Annotated in this window: 24 protein-coding genes and 3 pseudogenes; 9 read left to right on the plus strand and 18 right to left on the minus strand. The window is 71.5% G+C overall.

The window, feature by feature from the left end; genetic code table 11:
• Positions 1–490: 490 nt before the first annotated feature.
• Together ACF07S_RS29360 and ACF07S_RS29365 are read right to left on the minus strand one after the other, a co-directional pair.
• Positions 491–1,102, minus strand: coding sequence for a DNA-3-methyladenine glycosylase (locus ACF07S_RS29360; protein ID WP_391966453.1), 612 nt, complete (start codon positions 1,100–1,102; stop codon positions 491–493).
• A 14-nt stretch (positions 1,103–1,116) separates the two neighbouring features.
• Positions 1,117–1,242, minus strand: a pseudogene (locus ACF07S_RS29365) (3-methyladenine DNA glycosylase); the annotation flags it as partial.
• Between the two features lie 145 nt (positions 1,243–1,387).
• Between ACF07S_RS29365 and ACF07S_RS29370 the strand changes: the two are divergent.
• The 3 genes from ACF07S_RS29370 (at position 1,388) to ACF07S_RS29380 (ending at position 3,456) form a co-directional block, all read left to right on the plus strand.
• Positions 1,388–2,170 (plus strand): sporulation protein, encoded by a 783-nt coding sequence (locus ACF07S_RS29370; protein ID WP_391966454.1) that lies wholly within the window; start codon positions 1,388–1,390, stop codon positions 2,168–2,170.
• A gap of 41 nt (positions 2,171–2,211) precedes the next feature.
• On the plus strand, positions 2,212–2,751 hold the full coding sequence (locus ACF07S_RS29375) for a YbhB/YbcL family Raf kinase inhibitor-like protein (protein ID WP_391975582.1): 540 nt from the start codon (positions 2,212–2,214) through the stop codon (positions 2,749–2,751).
• A gap of 198 nt (positions 2,752–2,949) precedes the next feature.
• A complete protein-coding gene (locus ACF07S_RS29380; protein WP_391966456.1) occupies positions 2,950–3,456 on the plus strand; it encodes an HNH endonuclease in 507 nt (168 codons plus the stop codon).
• A 110-nt stretch (positions 3,457–3,566) separates the two neighbouring features.
• Here ACF07S_RS29380 and ACF07S_RS29385 read toward each other — a convergent pair whose 3' ends face one another.
• The 3 genes from ACF07S_RS29385 to ACF07S_RS29395 all read right to left on the minus strand — a co-directional run bounded on the left by ACF07S_RS29385 (position 3,567) and on the right by ACF07S_RS29395 (position 5,984).
• A complete protein-coding gene (locus ACF07S_RS29385; protein WP_391966457.1) occupies positions 3,567–4,517 on the minus strand; it encodes an SPFH domain-containing protein in 951 nt (316 codons plus the stop codon).
• 144 nt (positions 4,518–4,661) lie between these two features.
• Positions 4,662–5,093: an NfeD family protein gene (locus ACF07S_RS29390; RefSeq protein WP_391966458.1), complete on the minus strand. Its 432-nt coding sequence runs from the start codon at positions 5,091–5,093 to the stop codon at positions 4,662–4,664.
• A 93-nt stretch (positions 5,094–5,186) separates the two neighbouring features.
• A complete protein-coding gene (locus ACF07S_RS29395) occupies positions 5,187–5,984 on the minus strand; it encodes an ABC transporter ATP-binding protein (RefSeq protein WP_391966459.1) in 798 nt (265 codons plus the stop codon).
• Positions 5,985–6,145: 161 nt separating this feature from the next.
• Here ACF07S_RS29395 and ACF07S_RS29400 point away from each other — a divergent pair, with 161 nt between their 5' ends.
• Positions 6,146–6,934, plus strand: a complete 789-nt coding sequence (locus ACF07S_RS29400) for a hypothetical protein (protein ID WP_391975583.1) — start codon at positions 6,146–6,148, stop codon at positions 6,932–6,934.
• Between the two features lie 127 nt (positions 6,935–7,061).
• On the opposite strand, the gene ACF07S_RS29405 is transcribed toward ACF07S_RS29400, so the two are convergent.
• The 3 genes from ACF07S_RS29405 to ACF07S_RS29415 form a co-directional block, all read right to left on the minus strand.
• Positions 7,062–7,307 (minus strand): chaplin, encoded by a 246-nt coding sequence (locus tag ACF07S_RS29405; RefSeq protein WP_391966461.1) that lies wholly within the window; start codon positions 7,305–7,307, stop codon positions 7,062–7,064.
• 159 nt (positions 7,308–7,466) lie between these two features.
• Positions 7,467–8,108, minus strand: a complete 642-nt coding sequence (locus ACF07S_RS29410) for a response regulator (protein WP_391966462.1) — start codon at positions 8,106–8,108, stop codon at positions 7,467–7,469.
• Complete coding sequence (locus ACF07S_RS29415) at positions 8,101–9,246, minus strand: GAF domain-containing sensor histidine kinase (RefSeq protein ID WP_391966463.1); 1,146 nt, start codon at positions 9,244–9,246, stop codon at positions 8,101–8,103. Before ACF07S_RS29415 ends, ACF07S_RS29410 begins: the two co-directional genes overlap by 8 nt.
• Positions 9,247–9,429: 183 nt before the next feature.
• Here ACF07S_RS29415 and ACF07S_RS29420 point away from each other — a divergent pair.
• Positions 9,430–9,651 (plus strand): annotated as a pseudogene (locus ACF07S_RS29420) (S-adenosylmethionine:tRNA ribosyltransferase-isomerase); the annotation flags it as partial.
• Positions 9,652–10,013: 362 nt separating this feature from the next.
• Positions 10,014–10,760 carry a transglycosylase SLT domain-containing protein gene (locus tag ACF07S_RS29425; protein WP_391966464.1) on the plus strand — a complete coding sequence of 249 codons (747 nt, stop codon included), beginning with the start codon at positions 10,014–10,016 and terminating at the stop codon, positions 10,758–10,760.
• Between the two features lie 90 nt (positions 10,761–10,850).
• On the opposite strand, the gene ACF07S_RS29430 is transcribed toward ACF07S_RS29425, so the two are convergent.
• Positions 10,851–13,394 carry an FHA domain-containing protein gene (locus ACF07S_RS29430; RefSeq protein WP_391966465.1) on the minus strand — a complete coding sequence of 848 codons (2,544 nt, stop codon included), beginning with the start codon at positions 13,392–13,394 and terminating at the stop codon, positions 10,851–10,853.
• A gap of 223 nt (positions 13,395–13,617) precedes the next feature.
• Between ACF07S_RS29430 and ACF07S_RS29435 the strand changes: the two are divergent.
• Together ACF07S_RS29435 and serB are read left to right on the plus strand one after the other, a co-directional pair.
• Positions 13,618–14,021 (plus strand): annotated as a pseudogene (locus ACF07S_RS29435) (streptophobe family protein); the annotation flags it as partial.
• Positions 14,022–14,638: 617 nt separating this feature from the next.
• Entirely contained in the window at positions 14,639–15,847 is a 1,209-nt protein-coding gene (gene serB / locus ACF07S_RS29440; protein WP_391966466.1) for a phosphoserine phosphatase SerB, read from the plus strand.
• A 114-nt stretch (positions 15,848–15,961) separates the two neighbouring features.
• On the opposite strand, the gene ACF07S_RS29445 is transcribed toward serB, so the two are convergent.
• From ACF07S_RS29445 to ACF07S_RS29460, 4 genes are all read right to left on the minus strand, one after another.
• On the minus strand, positions 15,962–16,480 hold the full coding sequence (locus ACF07S_RS29445) for a SixA phosphatase family protein (RefSeq protein ID WP_391966467.1): 519 nt from the start codon (positions 16,478–16,480) through the stop codon (positions 15,962–15,964).
• 65 nt (positions 16,481–16,545) lie between these two features.
• Positions 16,546–16,752 (minus strand): hypothetical protein, encoded by a 207-nt coding sequence (locus tag ACF07S_RS29450; protein WP_391966468.1) that lies wholly within the window; start codon positions 16,750–16,752, stop codon positions 16,546–16,548.
• Positions 16,753–16,922: 170 nt separating this feature from the next.
• Positions 16,923–17,039: an SGM_5486 family transporter-associated protein gene (locus ACF07S_RS29455; RefSeq protein ID WP_260825721.1), complete on the minus strand. Its 117-nt coding sequence runs from the start codon at positions 17,037–17,039 to the stop codon at positions 16,923–16,925.
• 198 nt (positions 17,040–17,237) lie between these two features.
• A complete protein-coding gene (locus ACF07S_RS29460; protein WP_391975584.1) occupies positions 17,238–18,572 on the minus strand; it encodes a CynX/NimT family MFS transporter in 1,335 nt (444 codons plus the stop codon).
• Positions 18,573–18,642: 70 nt separating this feature from the next.
• On the opposite strand from ACF07S_RS29460, the gene ACF07S_RS29465 reads away from it, so the two are divergent.
• The gene (locus ACF07S_RS29465) at positions 18,643–19,335 is read left to right on the plus strand and encodes a FadR/GntR family transcriptional regulator (RefSeq protein ID WP_391975585.1); all 693 of its coding nucleotides are present in this window, start codon (positions 18,643–18,645) and stop codon (positions 19,333–19,335) included.
• On the opposite strand, the gene ACF07S_RS29470 is transcribed toward ACF07S_RS29465, so the two are convergent.
• The 5 genes from ACF07S_RS29470 to ACF07S_RS29490 all read right to left on the minus strand — a co-directional run bounded on the left by ACF07S_RS29470 (position 19,313) and on the right by ACF07S_RS29490 (position 22,142).
• Entirely contained in the window at positions 19,313–19,663 is a 351-nt protein-coding gene (locus ACF07S_RS29470) for a hypothetical protein (RefSeq protein ID WP_391966471.1), read from the minus strand. The genes ACF07S_RS29465 and ACF07S_RS29470 overlap by 23 nt on opposite strands.
• A 162-nt stretch (positions 19,664–19,825) precedes the next feature.
• On the minus strand, positions 19,826–20,593 hold the full coding sequence (gene fabI, locus ACF07S_RS29475; protein ID WP_391966472.1) for an enoyl-ACP reductase FabI: 768 nt from the start codon (positions 20,591–20,593) through the stop codon (positions 19,826–19,828).
• A 6-nt stretch (positions 20,594–20,599) separates the two neighbouring features.
• Positions 20,600–21,304 (minus strand): 3-oxoacyl-[acyl-carrier-protein] reductase, encoded by a 705-nt coding sequence (gene fabG / locus ACF07S_RS29480; RefSeq protein WP_391966473.1) that lies wholly within the window; start codon positions 21,302–21,304, stop codon positions 20,600–20,602.
• Positions 21,305–21,465: 161 nt separating this feature from the next.
• Complete coding sequence (locus ACF07S_RS29485) at positions 21,466–21,852, minus strand: type II toxin-antitoxin system VapC family toxin (protein ID WP_391966474.1); 387 nt, start codon at positions 21,850–21,852, stop codon at positions 21,466–21,468.
• 5 nt (positions 21,853–21,857) lie between these two features.
• Positions 21,858–22,142 carry a type II toxin-antitoxin system Phd/YefM family antitoxin gene (locus ACF07S_RS29490; RefSeq protein WP_019522103.1) on the minus strand — a complete coding sequence of 95 codons (285 nt, stop codon included), beginning with the start codon at positions 22,140–22,142 and terminating at the stop codon, positions 21,858–21,860.
• Positions 22,143–22,151: the final 9 nt, after the last annotated feature.

The following is a 22,151-nucleotide window of genomic DNA, read 5'->3' on the forward strand; positions in this document are numbered from 1 at the left end:
CTCACCCTCTCGGGCTTTCCTCCGGGCTTCCCTTCGGTGTCTCCGACTCTATCAGATCCTTTTCTCGGTCTGACCCCCGGTCGGCGGGGTTTGCCGTCGGACCTTCGGCTTTCGCCTCTCGCCCTTTCGACGTTCACTACGTTAACCGATTCCCGCGTCCGATTCATAATCGGGCGCTGCGATCCGTAATTCAGGCATGTGAACACACCGAATTCGACCCCGTTGAGGGTGATCGTAGGTAGTGGGTTGTCCGCTTCCGGCTGCAGGCGATCGCCGTACCCGGTCCAGCGGCTCGGACTACATTACGCATCCTTCAAGGTCGAGTCAACTCGACCGGCGCCGCGGTACGTGGGCCCGATACGGACTCGCCGTCGGGTCGTTGGCGACCCGGTAGCGCCGGGGTGGACGGCTCCGTCGGCGAAGACGCCCGCGCGCGGGCCGTTGCCTGCCTGGGCGGAGGGGCGGGAGTTCCGGTGAGGCGCACGGCGGCTCAGGCTCCGGCGGACGGCTTGGCCCTCGGGCTCAGCCGGTACGCCGAGACCGTTGGATCACCGGCGAGGTAGAAGCGGTGCTGCCAGTCGTGGGCTCTGCTCACGCCTACCCGGGGGCCGGCCCGGATGAGCGCAGCGGGTACCGGCTCGCCCTCGGACAGCGCGACCGAGACGCCCGTCAGCAGGTCCGTGCCGTTGTGCTCTGCCGTGATGCCGAGCGCCTGGCAGAAGTTCCCCGGACCCCGCGCAAGGCGTGGGCTCTCGACTTTCGCCCCTCGCCGCTTGCGTGCCAGGTCTTCCCCTTCGATGACCCTGCCTGCCCGGATGAGGACGGCCGAGGCGATGCCGTCCACCCCGGTGACGACGTTGGCGCACCAGTGGAGACCGTGAGACCGGTAGACGTACAGGTGTCCCGCGGGTCCGAACATGACGGCGTTGCGAGGTGTCCTGCCCCGGTAGGCGTGCGAGGCGGGGTCGGCCGTACCCGAGTACGCCTCGGTCTCCGTGATGGTGATACTCACGGTTCCCTCGGGTGTCTTGTGGGTGAGGACGGCACCGAGCAGCTCGGGGGCGACTTCCTCAGCGGGGTGAGCGAGATCCATGACGTTCATACTCGGTCCGGCGGGAGGGCGATCGGGCCGTCCGGGGTGGTGCGTACCGGGATCCGGCCCGGGAGGCCGGGGGTGACCTCGGGCACGGGGCGGTCGAGGAACCTCCCGGGCAGGGGCGTACGGTCGGGGGTCGCGATCATGCCGTCCGAGGGTACTGGAGGCGGGCGGGGCCACGGGGTGGTCACCGGGCGCCGCCCTTGCCGGGGTGCGGGCCACGGAACCGGCCACGGCCGGATCGCGTTGATGTTGACAGGGATCAAGCGTCCATACGCGCGAGGGAGAGACATGGCGTTCAAGAAGCTGCTGGCGAGTCTGGGAGCCGGCGGGGCCTCGGTCGAGACGGTGCTGCACGAGGTCAACGTCGTTCCGGGTGGGGTCGTCCAGGGCGAGGTGCGGATCCAGGGCGGATCCGTGAACCAGCAGATCGAGGGCCTGTCGGTCGGGCTGCAGGCCAAGGTCGAGGTGGAGAGCGGCGACCAGGAGTACAAGCAGGACATCGAGTTCGCGAAGTCGCAGCTCGGTGGGGCCTTCGAGCTCCAGGCCGGTGCGGTGCACGCGGTGCAGTTCGGGCTGGAGATCCCGTGGGAGACGCCGATCACGATGATCGACGGGCAGTCGCTGCGCGGGATGAACATCGGTGTGACCACCGAGCTGGCGATCGCGCGGGCCGTGGACTCCGGTGACCTGGACCCGGTCAACGTGCACCCGCTGCCGGCGCAGAAGGCGATCCTGGACGCGTTCATCCAGCTGGGCTTCCGGTTCAGGAACGCGGACATGGAACGCGGGCACATCCGGGGCACCCGGCAGAAGCTGCCCTTCTACCAGGAGATCGAGTTCGCCCCGCCCCAGCAGTACCGGGGGCTGAACCAGGTCGAGATCAGTTTCGTGGCCGACGAGCAGGCCATGGACGTGGTGCTGGAAATGGACAAGAGGCCGGGTCTGTTCAGCGAGGGCAGCGACACCTTCCGGTCCTTCAAGGTGGGTCTGAACGACTACCAGGGGACCGACTGGACGGCATACCTCAACCAGTGGCTGTCGGAGGTCGGCAGCAAGCGCAACTGGTTCTAGGCTCGGTCCCCACTGAACGCAAACGATCAGGAGGTACCGAGGTGACCGAGCTCAAGCGGCGGCCGCTCCCCCACGACTTCCATCCGCCCGTGCCGTCGTTCGCGGTGACGAGCGAGGACGTCCGGGAAGGGGCGACGCTCAAGGACGCTCAGGTCCACGCGGCCGGCAACACCTCACCGCAGCTGCGGTGGGAGGGCTTCCCGCCCGGGACCAAGAGCTTCGCCGTGACCTGCTACGACCCCGACGCCCCGACGGGCAGCGGGTTCTGGCACTGGGTGGTGTTCGACATCCCGGCCTCGGTGACCGAGCTGCCGGCGGGTGCGGGCAGCGGCGCGTTCGAAGGACTGCCGGAGGGCGCCGTGCAGGCGCGCAACGACTACGGCGGCAAGGACTTCGGCGGGGCCGCGCCGCCGCCCGGGGACGGCCCGCACCGGTATGTGTTCACGGTGTACGCCGTGGATCAGGAGAAGCTGGGGCCGGACTCGGACGCCTCCCCCGCCGTCGTGGGCTTCAACCTGCGGTTCCACACGCTCGCCCGGGCCCAGCTGATCGGTGAGTACGAGGTGCCCGCCGGCTCCTGAGGGTGCTGAGGGTTCACGGAACGTTTGCCCGCCCCTGGTCCTGGAATTGATCAGGGGCGGGCATTTTTGTTGCCGGGAATCGCGGGGGTCACCTCCCGCAGGAGCAGCAGATATTGCGTTGTCCATCTCGGCGTGCCCGGCCAGAGTTGAGCCCAGCCCGCCGAGGAGTGGGCCGGTGCACACGGGAGGTGGGCTGGTATGCGGGACACGCTGGTGCTGAACGCGAGCTTCGAGCCGCTGTCGACGGTGACGCTGAACCGCGCCGTCGTTCTGGTGCTCCAGGACAAGGCCGTCGTCGAGCAGGCCCACCCCGAACTGCGGATGCGTGGAGCCGCCGTCGACATACCGGCGCCCCGCGTGATCAGGCTCTGCCACTACGTGAGGGTGCCGTTCCGAAGACAAGCGCCCTGGTCGAGGCGGGGTGTCCTGGTGCGGGACCGGCACCGGTGCGCGTACTGCGGGCGGCGGGCGACGACCGTGGACCACGTGGTGCCGCGGTCGCACGGCGGGCAGGACACGTGGCTGAACACGGTGGCCTCCTGCGCGGAGGACAACCACCGCAAGGCGAACCGGACGCCGGAGCAGGCGGGTATGCCGCTGCTGCGGAAGCCGTTCGAACCGACGCCCGCCGATGCGATGTTGCTCGCGCTGGCGAAGGACGATCTCGAGTCGTTGCCCGACTGGCTGGCTCGGGACGCCGCGTAGAGGGCTTGCCGCAGGGGCTTCCGTGGGGCGCCGGTGCGCGCGTCGTGGGTGAACGCGCAGTTCCCCGCGCCCCGGGTGGGGTGCGGGGAACTCGTGTTCTCAGGGGTACGTCAGTCGATGGAGGGCTTCTCGCGGCGCTCCTGGGCGGGGACGGAGGCGCCGTTGCCGCCCGAGCCTCCGCCGCCCATGGCGCCGAAGTTGCCCATGGCGCCGGAGAGGCCCTTGAGGGCGTCGCCGATCTCGCTGGGGACGATCCAGAGCTTGTTGGCGTCGCCCTCGGCGATCTTGGGCAGCATCTGGAGGTACTGGTAGGAGAGCAGCTTCTGGTCCGGGTCGCCGGCGTGGATGGCCTCGAAGACCGTACGGACGGCCTGGGCCTCGCCCTCGGCGCGCAGGGCCGCGGCCTTGGCCTCGCCCTCGGCGCGCAGGATCTGGGACTGCTTCTCGCCCTCGGCGCGCAGGATCTCGGACTGCCGGACACCTTCGGCCTGGAGGATGGCGGCGCGCTTGTCGCGGTCGGCGCGCATCTGCTTCTCCATCGAGTCCTGGATGGAGGTGGGCGGTTCGATGGCCTTGAGTTCGACGCGGTTGACGCGAATGCCCCACTTGCCGGTGGCCTCGTCGAGGACGCCGCGCAGGGCCGCGTTGATCTCCTCGCGGGAGGTGAGCGTCCGCTCCAGGTCCATGCCGCCGATGATGTTGCGGAGCGTGGTGACGGTGAGCTGCTCGATCGCCTGGATGTAGCTGGCGACCTCGTAGGTGGCCGCGCGGGCGTCGGTGACCTGGTAGTAGATGACCGTGTCGATGTTGACGACCAGGTTGTCCTGGGTGATCACCGGCTGCGGCGGGAACGGGACGACCTGTTCGCGCAGGTCGATGCGGTTCCGGATGGTGTCGATGAACGGGACCACGATGTTGAGGCCCGCGTTGAGCGTGCGCGTGTAGCGGCCGAAGCGCTCGACGATGGCGGCGCTGGCCTGTGGGATGACTTGGATCGTCTTGATCAGGGCGATGAAGACCAACACCACCAGGATGATCAGGACGATGATGATCGGCTCCATCGGTTCCCCGTACCCTTCTTCGCCTCGGCGCCTTCGGCCAGATCCTATGCCTGCGGAAGATCTTTTGTTGCGGATCTTGCTGCTCGAGTCTGACAGACCGTCGCGCAACTGGGGAGTTGTTCCCGCCAGTTGGGTCGCGGGACGTCACATGACGATCGCCGTGGCTCCCTCGATGTCCACGACGTCCACTTCCTGGCCTGCTTCATAGGCGTGTCCGGCGTCGAGGGCGCGCGCCGACCAGACCTCGCCGGCCAGCTTGATCCGGCCGCCGGCGCCGTCGACGCGCTCCAGCACGACGGCCTGTCTGCCCTTCAGGGCGTCCACCCCGGTGGTGAATTGGGGTCGCTGGGCGCGGTGTCTCCTGGCGATGGGCCGCACGAGGGCGATGAGGGCGGTCGAGGCGACGGCGAAGACCGCGACCTGGGCGACGGCGCCGCCGCCGAAGACGCCGGAGACCACCGCCGCGGCGACGGCGCCCACCGCGAGCATGCCGAGTTCGGGCATCGCGGTGATCACCAGCCCGATGCCGAGTACCGCCGCGCCGATCAGCCACCACAGCCATGCGTCGATGTCCACACCGTCATGGTAGGACCGCGCACCCGGTCGCGGACAGGGCGCGATCGGTTTGAACGGGCCTCGCCGCTCCGGGCATTGGGCGCCGGGAGGGGATCAGGACATGGGAAGGCCCTGGGCGGTCCAGCGGTCGCCGACCTGTTCGACGACGAGCGGGAGGCCGAAGCAGAGGGAGAGGTTGCGGGAGGTCAGTTCGAGCTCCAGCGGGCCGGCCGCGAGCACCTTGCCCTGACGGATCATCAGGACGTGGGTGAAGCCGGGGGCGATCTCCTCGACGTGGTGCGTGACCATGATCATGGAGGGGGCGATCGGGTCGCGGGCGAGCCGGCCGAGACGGCGTACGAGGTCCTCGCGGCCGCCGAGGTCGAGGCCGGCGGCGGGCTCGTCGAGGAGCAGCAGTTCGGGGTCGGTCATCAGGGCGCGGGCGATGAGGGTGCGCTTGCGCTCGCCCTCGGAGAGGGTGCCGAACCTGCGCTCCAGGTACCCGGACATGCCGAGGCGGTCGAGGAAGGCGCGGGCGCGCTGCTCGTCGATGTCCTCGTACTCCTCCTGCCAGCCGGCGGTCATGCCGTAGGCGGCGGTGAGCACGGTCTGCAGGACGGTCTGGCGCTTGGGGAGCTTGTCGGCCATGGCGATGCCCGCGATGCCGATGCGCGGGCGCAGCTCGAACACGTCGGTGCCGGGGGTGCCGAGGGTCTCGCCGAGGATGGAAGCGGTGCCCTTGGTGGGGTAGACGTAGCTCGACGCGACGTTGAGGAGGGTGGTCTTGCCGGCGCCGTTGGGGCCGAGGATGACCCAGCGCTCACCCTCCTTGACCGACCAGGAGACCTGGTCCACCAGAGCCCGGCCCTCGCGGACCACGGATACGTCCTGAAGCTCCAGAACATCGCTCATGAGCGCGTTGTCTCCCCTTGCAGTGTGGCCGGTCTCGGCTGTCGCGTACGCCTGTGGTCGGTCCGCCGCACCCTTGGGCGCAGCCCTTCATGAAATCTACGCCACCGGCCGACCCGGACATTCCATCGGTCCGGCTCTTGGGCTCTGTCTAGGGTGGGGGCATGCTCTCGGAACCTCGCGCCGGACGTCTTGCCGCTTGGGGCAATGCCCTGCTTGCCGGACTTGTCTCACCGGATGATGCCGTACTCGCCGTCGTCGGTGAGGACGCGGTGCACCGGGTGGAGGGGGTTCCGGGGGAGTCCGCGCCCGTGGGGCTCACGCTGGCGCTCGGACGGCTGCGTGCGCTGGGCGTGACCGGGCTGCGGGTGGCGCTGCCGGCGCCGGGGCATCCGCTGGGGCTGAGCGGGCCGCCGGAGTTCAACGCGCGGGCGCTGGAGGCGGAGGAGGCGGTGGTCTGTCACGGGGCCGCCCTGGGGCTGGTGCCGGAGGTGTACGAGGCCGGGCCCGCCGGTGATGTGCATGTGGAGGTGGTGTGGCACTGCCTGCCGGTGCGGGAGGCGCCGCCCGCCGACGTGCCCTCGCTCGGGGAGGCGGAGCGGGAGCTGGCGGAGGCGCTCCGGGAGGCGACCGAGGTGCTGACGCGGCTGGACGTGGCCGGGTCGGGGCCGGTGGCGGAGGCGGCGGTCGAGGCGTACCGGGCGCGGGCCTCGCGCGGGCGGGAGGTGCTGGCGCCGGGGTATCCGCCGCGGGCGGCGCGGGTGCTGGAGCTGGCTCAGCGGGTGGGGGCGCTGGTCTCGCTGGCGGGGGCGCAGGGGCACGGCGGTGCGGTGAGCGCCTCCGAGATGGCGGCGCGGGGTGCCGCGTTGCGGCCGGTGGAGCGGACGGCCCGGCGGGCGCAGGTCGCTGCGTACAACTCCGTTGTGGAGGAGCGGGAGCGGGGGGCGCGGTGACGTCCGCATCCGCTGGCCCGGGGGCCGGCGCCGGAGCCGGACGGGGGCGGTGCGGTGGCCGCGGTCGCGCCACGGCCTCCCGGGTGGGGGCCGGGAGGCCGTGGGTTCACCGGTGCCGTGACAGGCGTCAGTGGTTGACGGCCACGTTGCCGAAGGCCGGGTTCAGCACGCCGATGACGTTGACGCTGTTGCCGGACACGTTGACCGGGACGTCGACGGGGACCTGGACGAGGTTGCCGGAGACGACGCCCGGGGAGCCCACGGCCGTGCCGTCGGCGTGCGCGCCGTCGGTGGCGGAGGCCATGCCGGTACCGGCCGCGAGCAGGCCGCCGGCGATCATCGTCACGGCCGCCGCTTTCTTCAGGTTCTTCACTTTCCGAGCCCTCCTTGCGATGGGCCACGGCAGGCGCCGCGGCACGCACTGGAGAACGGTGGGCGCCTGGAGGGGATACGGCCGTCCGGGGGACATTCCCACGACGGTATGAATCTCTGACCGGAGGGGAACCTTCCGGGCGGTCCGCGGCGTCCCGGGTCAGTCGCTGAGGCCGTGGCGTACGGCCCACAGGGCGGCCTGGGTGCGGTCCGCCAGATCGAGTTTCATCAGGATGTTCGAGACGTGCGTCTTCACCGTCTTCTCGGAGAGCACCAGGGCGCGGGCGATCTCCCGGTTGGCGCGACCGTCGGCTATGAGACCGAGCACCTCGCGCTCCCGTTCGGTGAGGGCCCCCGGGCGTCCCGGGCCGGAGCCGGTCTCCTCCTGCGAGAGCAGGGCACCGGCGACCTCGGCCTGGAGCAGGATGTGTCCGGCGTGCACGGAGCGGATGGCTCCGGCGAGCGCGTCGGGGTCGACGTCCTTGTAGACGTAGCCGGCGGCGCCCGCGCGCAGGGCGGGGACGACGGTGCGCTGTTCGGTGAAGCTGGTGACGACCAGCACGCGCGCGGGGTGCTCCAGTTCGCGGAGCCGGCGCAGCGCCTCCACACCGTCCATGCCGGGCATCCTGATGTCCATGAGGATGACGTCGGGCCCCAGCTCCGCGGCCAGGGCGATGCCTTCGGCCCCGTCCGCGGCCTCGCCGACGACCTCGATGTCGTCCTGCACCTCCAGGAAGGTGTGCAGACCCCGGCGTACCACCTGGTGGTCGTCGACCAGCAGCACCTTGATCGCGTCAGCCACCGGGAACCTCCATCTCGATCGTGGTGCCCTTGCCGGGCGCCGATTCCACGGTCAGCCTGCCGCCGACCCCGCTCGCCCGGTCCCGCATGGAGACCAGGCCCAGATGGCGGCCCGCGCGGCGGACGAGCCGCGGGTCGAAGCCGCCGCCGTCGTCGCTGACGCGCAGGACCGCCCCGCCGCCGCGGCGGTCCAGGGTGACGTCGACGCGGTCGCCGCCGGAGTGCCGCAGGGCGTTGTGCAGCGCCTCCTGGGCGACGCGCAGCACCGCCTCCTCCTGGGCGGCCGGCAGGGCGCGCACACCGTGCCCGGTGAAGGTCACGCGCGCGGTGTGGGCGCGGTCGAGGACCTGGACCTGGGTGCGGAGCGTGGCGACCAGGCCGTCCTCGTCGAGGGCCGCGGGGCGCAGCTCGACGACCGCCGCGCGCAGTTCGTCGACGGCCTCGGCGGCCAGGGCGGCGACCTGCTGGAGTTCGCCCTTGGCCCGGGAGGGGTCGCGGTCGACGAGGCGGGCGGCGGCCTGGGCGGTCAGGCGCAGGGAGAAGAGTTTCTGGCTGACGGCGTCGTGCAGCTCGTGGGCGAGGCGGGAGCGCTCCTCGGCGATGGTCAGTTCGCGGCTGCGCTCGTAGAGGCGGGCGTTGGTGAGGGCGATGGCCGCATGCTGGGCGAGGATGCCGAGCAGTTCCTCGTCGTCCTCGGTGAAGCCGCAGGTGCCCTCGGGCTTGGGGCGCCGCTTGTTGGCCAGGAACAGGGCGCCGATGACCTCGTCCCCGTCGCGGATGGGCAGGCCCAGGAAGTCGGCCAGGTCGGGGTGGGCGCTCGGCCAGCCCTCGAAGCGCGGGTCGCGGCGCACGTCGGCGAGGCGCTGGGGCGTGGCCTCGCGCAGCATCGCGGCGAGGATGCCGTGCTGGCGCGGGAGGGGGCCGATGGCCTTCCACTGGTCGTCGTCGACGCCGTCGACGACGAACTGGGCGAAGCCGCCGTGGTCGTCGGGCACGCCGAGGGCGGCGTACTGGGCGTCGAGGAGGTCGCGGGCCGAGGCGACGATCGTCTTGAGGACGTCGCGTACCTCGAGGTGCCTGCTCATGGCCAGCAACGCGGAGCTCACCGCGGCGAGGCCGGACCGGGGGCCGTGGCTCATGTCCTCACGGTACCGGCGGGCACCGGGGTCGTGGATCGGACGTGCGGCGGCACTCGTCCCGGGCGGTGGTCCTGGGTCCGGGGCCGGGCGTCGTGGCGGGTGCCGTAGGTCCCCGGCGCCGGGGACGGCGGCGCAGGCCGAAAGGACCCGGGGTCCTGCGTCCCGGGCCCGAGGCGGTGGCGGCGGGCCGCCGCTGGCTGGACCGGTCCGGTGGTGACGCCCGAGCGGGGAGTGCGAGTGGTGGACGGTCTGCCGACCGGGCGGCACGAGCCGGAGGTCTCGCGCCTGCTGACGCTGGAGGCGGTCGCGGGACGGGCGGCGGTCGGGCGCGGTTACGAGGAGGCGCTGCGCGGGCGCCGCCTGTGGCACGAGTTCGGGGACGTGCACCTCGTGCTGCCGGGGTGACCCGCCGTCCGGCCCGCCGGAGCACTCCTCACGCTGTGCATTGCTCGCGCAACCATCGGTGAGACAGGCGGGCCGCCGATGTGAGGCCGGGCATAGGGCGTACATCACGTACGAAGGGGATTAGGAGCGACATGACGACCCACATGAGCGGGGCTTATTACCCAATCTGTCCGCATTCGCACCTCCCTGATCCACTACCCGGCTTCGTACGTCACACCTTTGCCCAGTCTTTTCGCGGCCGCTAAGAATTGCAGCGTCGCTCAACGCCGTGGGCCTTCGCCCGCGGCGTTTGTGCCGGAAGCACCCTGTCCCCTCCACCGGACGTGAGCGACCTCCGCGCGATTCGAAGAGGTCCCTTTCGCATGTCCGAGAACTTCCTCACCCGTGGTCGCAGTCGTGCCCTGACCCGCCACCACAAGATCGCCGCCGCGGGTGTCGCCGCCCTCGGCGCCGCCGCCATCGGTCTCTCGGCGGTTCCGAGCGACGCCTCCACGACCACCACGAGCGAGGTCGCCGCCCCCACGGCGAAGGTCGCCTACAGCACCGAGCGGATCGCCGACGTCAGGGCCGACGTCACCGACCAGCTCGCCGGCGCCGGCCTGAAGGCCGAGCAGATCGCGGCGAGGAAGGAGGCGGCGGCCGAGGCCGCCGCCACGAAGAAGGCCGCCGCCGCGAAGAAGGCCGCCGCCGCGAAGGCCGAGGCCGAGAAGGCCCGCCAGGCCGAGGAGGCCGCCGGTCGCGCCGCCGAGCGCGCCGCGGTGAAGAAGGCCGCCGCCCCCAAGAGCCACGCCGACAACCTGGACGGCTGGATCCGTGAGTCCCTGGACATCTTGAGGAAGCACGGCATCCCGGGCTCCTACGAGGGCATCCACCGCAACATCATGCGCGAGTCCTCCGGCAACCCCAGGGCCGTCAACCTCTGGGACGTCAACGCCCGGAACGGCATCCCGTCCAAGGGCCTGCTGCAGGTGATCCCGCCGACGTTCGCGGCCTACCACGTCCCGGGCACCTCGGCGAACATCTACGACCCGGTCGCCAACATCACGGCCGCCTGCAACTACGCGGCCGACAAGTACGGCACCATGGACAACGTCGACAGCGCGTACTGAGGCCGGCGCGGACCTCTCGACGCGAACGCGGACGCCGAAGGGCGGCACCCTCCTGACGGGGTGCCGCCCTTCGGGATCGCACGGCGCGGGTTACTTGCGCATGACCTCGGGCTCGTGGCGGCGCAGGAAGCGGGCCACGAAGAAGCCGCAGACCACGCCGAGGGCGAGCAGCGCGCCCATGTCCATCGCCCAGGCCCCGACCGTGTGCTCCCACAGCGGGTCGGTGTCGCCGGCCGTCTCCGGCGGGCTGATCCTGTTGAAGTCCAGCGTGGCGCCCGACGCGGCGACCGCCCAGCGCGACGGCATCAGGAACGAGAACTGGTTGACGCCGACCGAGCCGTGCAGGGCGAACAGGCAGCCGGTGAAGACGACCTGGATGATCGCGAACATGACCAGCAGCGGCATGGTCTTCTCGGCGGTCTTCACCAGCGCGGAGATGATCAGGCCGAACATCATCGAGGTGAAGCCGAGCGCCATGATCGGCAGGGAGAGCTCCAGCAGCGTGAAGCCGCCGAGGACCAGGCCCTCCTCCGGGAGCTCCCGGCTGGAGAAGCCGATCACGCCGACCAGCAGGCCCTGCAGCACGGTGATCATGCCGAGCACGAACACCTTGGACATCAGGTACGCCGACCGGGACAGACCGGTGGCGCGCTCCCGCTCGTAGATGACCCGTTCCTTGATCAGCTCGCGCACGGAGTTCGCGGCGCCCGCGAAACAGGCGCCCACCGCGAGGATCAGCAGCACCGTGGTCGCCGTGCCGTTGGGGATGATCCGGCCGGTCTGCGGGTTGGGCGGGTTGGGCAGCAGCCCCCTGTCCGGGTCGATGAGCAGGCTGACCGCGCCCAGGACGGCCGGCAGGATCACCATCAGGGCGAGGAAGCCCTTGTCGGAGACGATCACGGAGACGTAGCGGCGCACCAGCGTGACGAACTGCGACATCCAGCCCTGCGGCTTGGGCGGCTTCATCGCCTGCATCGCCGGTACCTGTACGGACTGCGGCGCGACCGCGTCGATGTCCGCGGCGTACATCTGGTAGTGCTGCGAGCCCTTCCAGCGGCCCGCCCAGTCGTAGTCGCGGTAGTTCTCGAAGGCGGAGAAGACGTCGGCCCAGGTGTCGTAACCGAAGAAGTTCAGCGCCTCCTCGGGCGGGCCGAAGTAGGCGACCGAACCGCCCGGCGCCATCACCAGGAGCTTGTCGCAGATCGCCAGCTCGGCCACCGAGTGGGTGACGACGAGGACCGTACGGCCGTCGTCGGCCAGACCGCGCAGCAACTGCATGACGTCACGGTCCATGCCCGGGTCGAGGCCGGAGGTCGGCTCGTCCAGGAAGATCAGCGACGGCTTGGTCAGCAGCTCCAGGGCGACGGAGACGCGCTTGCGCTGGCCGCCGGAGAGGGAGGTGACCTTCTTGTCCTTGTGGATGTCGAGCTTGAGCTCGCGCAGCACCTCGTCGATGCGGGCGTTGCGCTCGGCGACCGTGGTGTCGGAGGGGAAGCGGAGCTTGGCCGCGTACTTGAGGGCCTTCTTGACGGTCAGCTCCTTGTGCAGGATGTCGTCCTGCGGGACCAGACCGATGCGCTGGCGCAGCTCGGCGAACTGCTTGTAGAGGTTCCGGTTGTCGTAGAGGACCTCGCCCTGGTTGGCGGGGCGGTAGCCGGTGAGCGCCTTGAGCAGGGTGGACTTGCCGGAGCCGGACGGGCCGATGACCGCGATCAGCGACTTCTCCGGGACACCGAAGGAGACGTCCTTGAGGATCTGCTTGCCGCCGTCGACCGTGACGGTCAGGTGACGGGCGGAGAAGGACACCTCACCGGTGTCGACGAACTCCTCGAGCCGGTCTCCGACGATCCGGAACGTCGAGTGACCGACGCCCACGACGTCGGCGGGGCCGAGCAGTTGCGTGCCGCCCTTGGGGATCGGCTGCCCGTTGACGTACGTGCCGTTGTGCGAGCCCAGGTCGCGGATCTCCATGCGGCCGTCGGGCGTCGAGTGGAACTCGGCGTGGTTGCGGGAGACCTGGAGGTCGGAGACGACCAGGTCGTTCTCCAGGGCACGGCCGATGCGCATCACGCGGCCGAGCGAGAACTGGTGGAACGTGGTCGGGCTGCGGTCGCCGTGGGCCGGCGGCGCCCCCGCCGCGCCACCGGGGCCCTGCTGCTGCGGGATGTGCGGCGCGGACTGCTGTGGTGCCGCCTGCTGCGGCTGCTGCCAGCCGGGCTGCTGCACGGGGGGCTGCTGCGCCGGCGGCTGCTGGTGCGGCGCCTGCTGGGCCCAGCCGGCCTGCGCACCCTGGGCGGCGTACGGCTGCTGCGGCTGTGCCTGCGGCGTGGCGGCCGGTGCCGCGGTGCCGGACAGGGTCACGCGCGGCCCGTCGGTGGCGTTGCCCAGGTTCAGCACCGTGCCGGAGCCGAACTCCAGATGGTGGATCCGCTGCCCCTGCACGAACGTGCCGTTGGTGCTGCCGTGGTCCTCGATGACCCAACTGCGGCCGTTGAAGCTGATCGTGGCGTGGCGCCAGGAGACCCTGGCGTCGTCCAGCACGACGTCCCCCTGCGGATCGCGTCCGAGGGTGTAGGCCCTGGACGGATCAAGCGTCCAGGTCCGTCCGTTTGATTCCAGTACGAGTTCCGGCACTCCATGCCCCACTGAGTTGTCCCCCGAATTTCCCCCATCGCAGGGAGTCTAGGGATGTCGAACATCGGGGGAACTATTTCAGGCTCGGCCCTCCGACCGAAAGTCGGGCCTTGTCACGAGCGCGCACCAAGGCGTTCACGGTCTTTCTCCCAGGGGGTTGAAACCTGCCCGGAGGTGGCAAACCCCGCGAGGTGGACACACGCGGCGGTTTCGCCGCGACCCGGTCACGCCGTCCGGTGATGTGTCCGCGTTCGGGCTGTCGGGCGCGGAGGCGGACCCGGCCATCCGGATCGCGCCACCGGGCGCGAGCCCGGTGGGCGCGCTGCTGCTGTCGTTCTTCTTGCTGCGTTCCCTGCGGGCGGCGGGAGGTGTGGTGACCGCCGCCGAAACTCCTCGCGCGTGTGGGCACGGTGGTCGCGCTGTTCGTGGCGATGACGGGCGGGCTGGTCCGGAGGAAGCACGGCGTCGTCACCGTCGACGGGGGCTCATGGGGGCTGGACGGTCCGCCGGCCGGGGACGGGGGACGGGGACGGCATTCCGGGGCTGGGCGACGTCGGCGACATCGGGGAGCTGCTGCCGGACCGGGTCGGCACGGCGCTCCTGCTGGGCGCGGTCTGGGGGGCGGGCGCCGGTGCGGCGGGGCATCGCCGGCACGGGTGAGCGGTGCGGCCGGGATGCGGACGGCGCCTCTGGCACGGGGTGACATGGGATCGGAGGGGCCGGGGAGGGATGGGCGGTGGGGAGCTCCGGTGCCGGGGGGCGTACGGCGGGAGCCGGGCCGTGCACGCCGTGGGGCGCGTGGGAGCCCGAGGACGCGCCACCGGGGCCCGGTGGCAGCACGGGCGCGGGCGGGCCGACACGTGCCGGTGGTCCCGCGGGCTCGGGCGGTCCCACAGGCACGGGCGATCCCGCAAACGCCGGTGATCCGGGTTCCGGGGACGGGCCGGGTCCCGGTCATCCGACGGGACCCGGAGTCCCGGCGCGCCCTGGGAGGAGGGCGGCGGGCACGGTGACGGGGAGGACGGCGACGGGCGCGGTGACGTCTGCAGTGCGCCCACCGTGATCCGGCCCGTCGGGCCGGCCGGACGTGGTGCCACCACCCCCTCCTCCACCCCCTCCCCCGGCGCCGCGGAAGCCGGACGGTGCGTAAGGTCCGGGACACCCGCGCGACGGGCAGTGTTCGCTGTCCGCCAGCCGGACCTCGGAGGCGCGGGGCACTGCGTGCCGGATACGGTGGAAGCACCATGAGCGCATCGCAGACCCCCGACGTCCCCACTCTCCTTGTCAAGATCTTCGGCAAGGACAGGCCGGGCATCACGGCCGGCCTCTTCGACACCCTCGCCGCCTACTCGGTCGACGTGGTCGACATCGAGCAGGTCGTCATCCGTGGCCGCATCGTGCTCTGCGCGCTGGTGACCGAACCCCCCGCGAGGCTGGAAGGCGATCTCCGGGCCACCGTCCACAGCTGGGCGGAGTCGATGAAGATGCAGGCGGAGATCATCTCCGGCCTCGGCGACAACCGTCCGCGCGGGCTCGGCCGTTCCCTGGTCACCGTGCTGGGCCACCCCCTCACCTCGGAGGCGACGGCGGCGATCGCCGCGCGGATCACCAGGACCGGCGGCAACATCGACCGTATCTTCCGGCTCGCCAAGTACCCGGTGACGGCCGTGGAGTTCGCGGTGTCCGGCGTGGAGACGGAACCGCTGCGGACCGCCCTGGTGACCGACGCGGCGCGGCTGGGGGTCGACGTGGCCGTGGTCGCCGCGGGGCTGTACCGGCGGGCGCAGCGCCTGGTCGTCATGGACGTGGACTCCACCCTCATCCAGGACGAGGTGATCGAACTCTTCGCCGCGCACGCCGGCTGCGAGGACCGGGTCGCCGAGGTGACCGCGGCCGCGATGCGCGGGGAGCTGGACTTCGAGCAGTCGCTGCACGCGCGCGTGGCGCTGCTGGAAGGGCTGGACGTCTCCGTGGTGGACAAGGTGCGCAGCGAGGTGCGGCTGACGCCGGGCGCCCGCACCCTGATCCGCACGCTGAAGCGCCTCGGCTTCCAAGTGGGCGTGGTGTCCGGCGGGTTCACCCAGGTCACGGACGACCTGAAGGAGCGGCTGGGGCTGGACTTCGCCCAGGCCAACACCTTGGAGATCGTCGACGGGAAGCTGACCGGCCGGGTCACCGGAGAGATCGTGGACCGGGCGGGCAAGGCCCGGCTGCTGCGCCGGTTCGCCGCCGAGGCCGGGGTGCCGCTGTCGCAGACCGTGGCGATCGGTGACGGCGCGAACGACCTGGACATGCTGAACGCGGCGGGACTCGGGGTCGCCTTCAACGCCAAGCCGGTGGTGCGCGAGGCGGCCCACACGGCGGTGAACGTCCCCTTCCTCGACGCGGTCCTCTATCTGCTGGGCATCACCCGGGAAGAGGTCGAGGCGGCGGACACGCTCGACGTGGACTGAGCCGCCGTCCGGGCGTGGCACAGCGTCGGGCGGGCCCGGCACCGACGGACGTCGGGCGTCGGGTGCCGGGCCCCTGTCGTGCCGGGGGGGGTCAGCGGAGGGTCGCGCCGGGTGTCACTCGGTGGGCGCCCAGTAGTCGACCAGCGTGCCGGCACCGGGCTCGAGGGACTTCCAGGAGCCGGTGAAGGACAGGACGGCGAAGGCGGCGGCCGGATAGCCGCGGCGGCTCATGCGTTCGCGGGTGTCGCCCTCGGCCGCGCCGGCCAGGATGTCGGCGAGTCCCTGGATGCCGGGGTTGTGGCCGACCAGGAGGACGTTCTGCGCGTCGTCGGGGGTTTCGTTGAGCAGGGCGATCAGTTCGCCGGGCGAGGCCTCGTAGATCCGCTCCTCGTAGACGGTCTTCGGCCGCTGCGGGAACTCCTGGACCGCGAGCTTCCAGGTCTCGCGGGTCCGGACCGCGGTGGAGCACAGGGCCAGATCGAAGGCGACGCCGGTGTCGGCGAGCTTGCGTCCGGCGACCGCTGCATCCATGCGGCCCCGCTCGGCGAGTGGGCGCTCGTGGTCGGACACCGGGGGCCAGTCGGCCTTCGCATGCCGGAAAAGGACAATCCTGCGGGGTTCTGCGACGCTCATGTGACCCAGCTTCGCATGAAGCAGGCCACGCGGCGCAGGGAGTTGACCGGCGCTTTCCGGGGTGTTCAGCGGGCTATGAGCTGCTGCGCGCGCTCCACGAGGTGGGTGAGCGCGGGTTCACCGGCGGTCGCGTGCGCGTCGGAGGGGTTCAGGACCAGGGCGAGCAGGGTGAGGAAGGCGAGTGTGGGCAGGGCCAGGGCCCACCACGGCAGCCGGGTGTCGACGCCGCCCCGGGGGGCCGGGCGGGGCCGGGTGTGCGTGTGGGCCGGCATGAGGGTCCTCCGCTCTTCGCATGGTCCGTGGCCCGCCTTCGCGGCCACATCTCGAAGGTACGGATCGTCGGGCGCCCAACCCATCCGGTGACCCACCCACTTGACCCTGAGCCCTGCCCCCTAGGGGATAGGGGGGCCAGCCCCACCACGGGTGTCCGGCGGGGGCGCCGTCACGGCGCGAGGATGGTCGCGATCACGCCGATGACGATGAAGATGGCGAAGAACGAGCCGAAGACGAGCAGCATCTTCTTCTGGCCGTTCTGCGGGTTCGGGTCGAGGACTGGCATGCGGCAAGTCTCGCACCTCGCTCGCCTGCGGCGGGTCCCGGGGTCGCCCCGGGGCGACAGCGTCCCGGGACGGGTCCGCCCGGGCGCGGCGACGGGCGCCGGAGGACGCGCAGCCACGCCGGAGGGCGGCCCACCGCCGCCCGCGGGCGCCCCGTCACTGTCCGCGGGCCGCCCCGCCGCTGCCGGATCCCGACCCGTTCAGGCCGCCGTCGCCTCGTCCTCCACCGTGCGGTCGCGGCCCGCCAGGACGCCCACGATCATCTGGGGGATCATCAGGCCGGCCATCAGCGCGATCGGCAGCCCCCAGCCGCCGCTGTGCTGGTAGAGCACGCCGACCAGGAGCGGGCCGGGGATGGAGATCAGATAGCCGGTGCTCTGTGCGAAGGCCGACAGCTGGGCCACGCCCGCGCCGGTCCGCGCCCGCATCCCGACCATGGTGAGCGCCAGCGGGAAGGCACAGTTGGCGACGCCCAGCAGCAGCGCCCAGGCCCAGGCGCCGGCGGCCGGCGCGAGGTACAGGCCCGCGTATCCGAGGAGGCCGCTCACGCCCAGCGCGAGCACGATCGGCCCCTGGTGGGGCAGCCGTGTGGCGAGGCGCGGTATGACGAAGGCCAGCGGTACGCCCATCACCATGGTGACCGCGAGGAGCAGCCCGGCCCTGCCCGCGGGGACGCCCGCGTCACGGAAGATCTGGGCCATCCAGCCCATGGTGATGTAGGCGGCGGTGGCCTGGAGCCCGAAGAAGACGGCCAGCGCCCAGGCGGTGCGGCTGCGGGTGACGCGCAGCGCGGGCGCCGGGCCGGGGGCCCGCCCGGCCGGTGCCGGCGTCCCGTCCTCCCGCGCGGGCGTGTGCCCGGCCCGGTCCTCGCCCCGGCCCCGCGCGAAGGACAGCCACGGCAGTACGGCGGCGGCGGCCAGGGCCGCCCACACGGCGAGGCCCGTCCGCCAGTTCCCGCCCAGCGCGCCGGTCATCGGCACGGTCGCCGCCGCCGCGGTGGCGGTGCCGAGGGCGAGGGCCATGGAGTACAGGCCGGTCATGGAGCCGACCCGGTCGGGGAACCGGCGCTTGACGATGACCGGCATGAGGACGTTGCCGACGGCGATGCCCATCAGCGCGAGGGCGCTGGCGGCCAGGAACCCCGCCGTGCCACCGGCGTACGGGCGGATCAGCAGGCCGGTGCCGATGGCTGCCATGCCGGCGCACACCACCGTGCCCGCGCCGAAACGGCGGGCCAGACGGGGCGCGGTGACGCCGAAGAGGGCGAAGCACAGCGGGGGCACCGAGGTGAGCAGTCCGGCCGTGCTCCCGCTCATGCCGAGCCCGTCGCGGACCTCTTCGAGCAGCGCGCCCAGGCTGGTGATCGCCGGGCGGAGGTTCAGTGCGGCCAGCACGATGCCGACGACCAGCAGCCGCGTCCGCCAGGGGCGCGCGGCGCCGCTCCCGGGAGCCTCCCGGGCTTCGGGCGCGGCCGTCGTGCGTACGGACGTGGACGCGGGTGTCCGGGTTTCCTGGCGAGTCATGCGACCCATCATAGAATCATGGGATGATTGGTTGTCCAGGCCGAGGCCGCCGTGCGGCGTCCCCGTCGTGCGAAGGTGAGTCATGCCACTGAGCCACCCCCGTCGTTCGGCGCTGTCCGAGCAGGTCATCGCCGCGCTGCGGGCCCAGATCACCTCGGGCGAGTGGCCGGTCGGCGCGCGCATCCCCACCGAGCCGGAGCTGGTGGAGCAGCTGGGGGTGGCCCGCAACACGGTCCGTGAGGCCGTCCGCGCGCTGGCGCACAACGGGCTGCTGGACATCCGCCAGGGATCGGGCACGTATGTGGTGGCCACGAGCGAGCTGGCGGGCGTGATGCACCGCCGCTTCGCCGGCGCCGACCCCCGGCACATCGCCGAGCTGCGCTCGACGCTGGAGTCGGCCGCGGCGCGGCTGGCCGCCGGGCGGCGTACCGAGAAGGACCTCAAACAGCTCGACACCCTGCTGCTGCGCCGGGAGGAGGCCTGGGAGTCGGGTGACGCGGAGGCGTTCGTGGCCGCGGACGCCACCTTCCACCTGGCCGTGGTGGCCGCCTCGCACAACGACGTGATGACCGCGATGTACGCGGACCTGAGCGAGGTGCTGCGGGACTGGCTGCGCGACGACGTGGGCGGGGAGCTGACCCCGCAGACGCACCTGGACCACGGGCGGCTGGTGGACGCCATCCGCACGGGTGACACGGCGACGGCGGCCGAGGAGGCCGCCGCCTATCCGTTCGCGTGCCGTCCGGGGCTGTTCAGTCCGCCCTCAGGTGGCTGACCCACGCCGAGTCGACCTCGCTCCAGCAGCGTCCGGTCAGCCGTACGGTCTGCGCGGGCCCGGCCGCCACCCGGGAGCCGTCGCTGTCCAGGTCCCACCAGTGGACGCATTCGACGTGCAGGCCGACCCGGTCGATGTCCGGATAGGGGTTGTGGCAGAACGCCGTCACCTCGGAGCCCTCGACGCGGATCCAGCACGCGGCGCCGAACGGGTCGCCGGGATCCGCCGTCGCGGGGCGCACGTGCGCCACCGCCTCGTAGGGAAGGGTGAGCACGAGGACGACGGCTGCGGTCGCCGGCGCCAGGCGGGACAGGCGTGACAGGCGCACAAGGGGACCTCCTCGGCCGGGCTGGGGAGGGGGAACACGCGGTGGACGCGTACTCCACCGTGCCCGCCGAGCTGCCGCCCCGCCCGCGCGGCTGAGCCGAACGGGTGACAGCACCGAGGGCCCGCACCCCCTTCGGGACACGGGCCCTCGCGCAGTGCCCGGTCAGGCGCCGATGGCGTGCAGACCGCCGTCCACGTGGATGATCTCGCCGGTGGTCTTCGGGAACCAGTCGCTGAGCAGGGCGACGATGCCGCGGCCGGCCGGCTCCGGGTCCTTGAGGTCCCACTCCAGGGGCGCGCGGCTGTCCCACACGGAGGCCAGCTCGCCGAAGCCCGGGATGGACTTGGCGGCCATGGAGCCGATCGGGCCCGCCGAGACGAGGTTGCAGCGGATGTTCTGCTTGCCCAGGTCACGCGCCATGTAGCGGCTGGTGGCCTCCAGAGCGGCCTTGGCCGGGCCCATCCAGTCGTACTGCGGCCAGGCGTACTGGGCGTCGAAGGTGAGACCGACGACGGAGCCGCCGTTCTGCATCAGCGGCAGGCAGGCCATGGTCAGCGACTTCAGGGAGTACGCCGAGACGTGCATGGCCGTGGCGACCGACTCGAACGGCGTGTTGAGGAAGTTGCCGCCGAGCGCGTCCTGCGGGGCGAAGCCGATGGAGTGCACGACGCCGTCGAGTCCGCCGAGCTCCTCGGCGACCAGGTCGGCCAGCCGGCCCAGGTGCTCGTCGTTGGTGACGTCGAGCTCGATGACCTTGGTGGGCTTGGGGAGCTTCCTGGCGATGCGCTCGGTCAGGGTGGGCCGCGGGAACGCGGTCAGGATGATCTCAGCGCCCTGCTCCTGGGCCAGCTTGGCGGCGTGGAAGGCGATGGAGGACTCCATCAGCACACCGGTGATCAGGACGCGCTTGCCCTCGAGAATTCCGCTCATGGTGTTTCAGTGACCCATTCCCAGTCCGCCGTCAACGGGGATGACGGCTCCAGTGATGTACGAGGCGTCGTCCGAGGCGAGGAACCGCACCGTCGCGGCGATCTCCTCGGGCTGCGCGTACCGGCCGAGCGGCACCTGCTTGACGATGCCGGCCCGCTGCTCGTCGGTGAGCACCTTGGTCATGTCGGTGTCGACGAAACCGGGCGCGACGACGTTGAAGGTGATGTTGCGCGAGCCCAGCTCACGGGCGAGGGAACGCGCGAGGCCGACCAGGGCGGCCTTGGAGGCGGCGTAGTTCGCCTGCCCCGCCGAGCCGAGCAGGCCGACGACGGACGAGATGAGCACCACGCGGCCCTTCTTGGCGCGCAGCATGCCGCGGTTGGCGCGCTTGACCACCCGGAAGGTGCCGGTGAGGTTGGTGTCGACGACCGAGGTGAAGTCCTCCTCGGACATGCGCATCAGGAGCTGGTCCCTGGTGACGCCGGCGTTGGCCACAAGCACCTCGACGGTGCCGTGCGTCTCCTCGATCTCCTTGTAGGCCTGCTCCACCTGCTCGGGGTCGGTGATGTCGCACTTGACGGCCAGGAAGCCGGCCGGCGGCTCACCCGAGCGGTACGTGATGGCGACCTTGTCGCCGGCGTCGGCGAACGCGCGGGCGATGGCGAGGCCGATGCCCCGGTTGCCTCCGGTGACGAGAACCGAGCGGCTCAACGGATCACCCTTTCGATAGCGGTCTGGCTACACCCGCCCGGACAGCTGGACGGCAGGCGGCTTCCCCGAAAACCTATCGGTCCCGGTCCGTCCCGGAACATTCGGGCACCGACAGTGGCTCCCACGGCCTCCTGTCGGGTTCCTACAGTCCGGCCCCCGGGTCAGTCCGCCATACCGGGCGCGTGAGCCGACAGCCCTCCGGCGCGAGCGGTATCGAGCATCCGGCGGTCGTAGGTCACCAGGGCGGTCAGGTCCTCCCGCAAGGAGAATGCGCTGGCCACGTGAATCGCGTCCAATGTCCTCAGACGCCCAACCAGCAGAGCCGCCGCGTCACGGACCTCCCGGGTGAGGAGGATCTCGGTGATCCGGGCGTCCAGGTCCTCCATGGCCTTCGGGAAGTGCCCCATGAGGTCCAGAGTCCGTACGGTCTCCACGAAGCCGAGCGTGCTGGTGGCGAGCGGCTCCGTGGCCCGTTCCTGGAGGAAGGCGTCCAGCGCGTCCCAGTGACTGCGCCGGGTCATCCAGGTGACCAGTGCGGACGTGTCCATGTAGATCAACGGTCGTCCTCTTCGCGCTCGGCCAGCAGCAGCGCGACGGGATCGACGTCTTCCGGCACCTCGTAGTGCGGCATGCTGTGGCGCTCGGCGGCGGTGACCGGCTTCAGCTTGATCTTCCCCTGCGCCACCAGGTGCGCGTACCGCTCCATGGGGCTGCCGGCCGGTGACAGTATCGCGATCACGTTGCCGTGCCGGGTGACCTCGATCGCCTCGCCCTTCTCGACCCGGGCGAAGACCGCGCTGGGGTTGTACGAGAACTCGCGGACGGAAATGGTGCTCATACCGCGCCC

This window comes from Streptomyces sp. NPDC016640, from assembly GCF_043076215.1.
Taxonomy (GTDB): domain Bacteria; phylum Actinomycetota; class Actinomycetes; order Streptomycetales; family Streptomycetaceae; genus Streptomyces.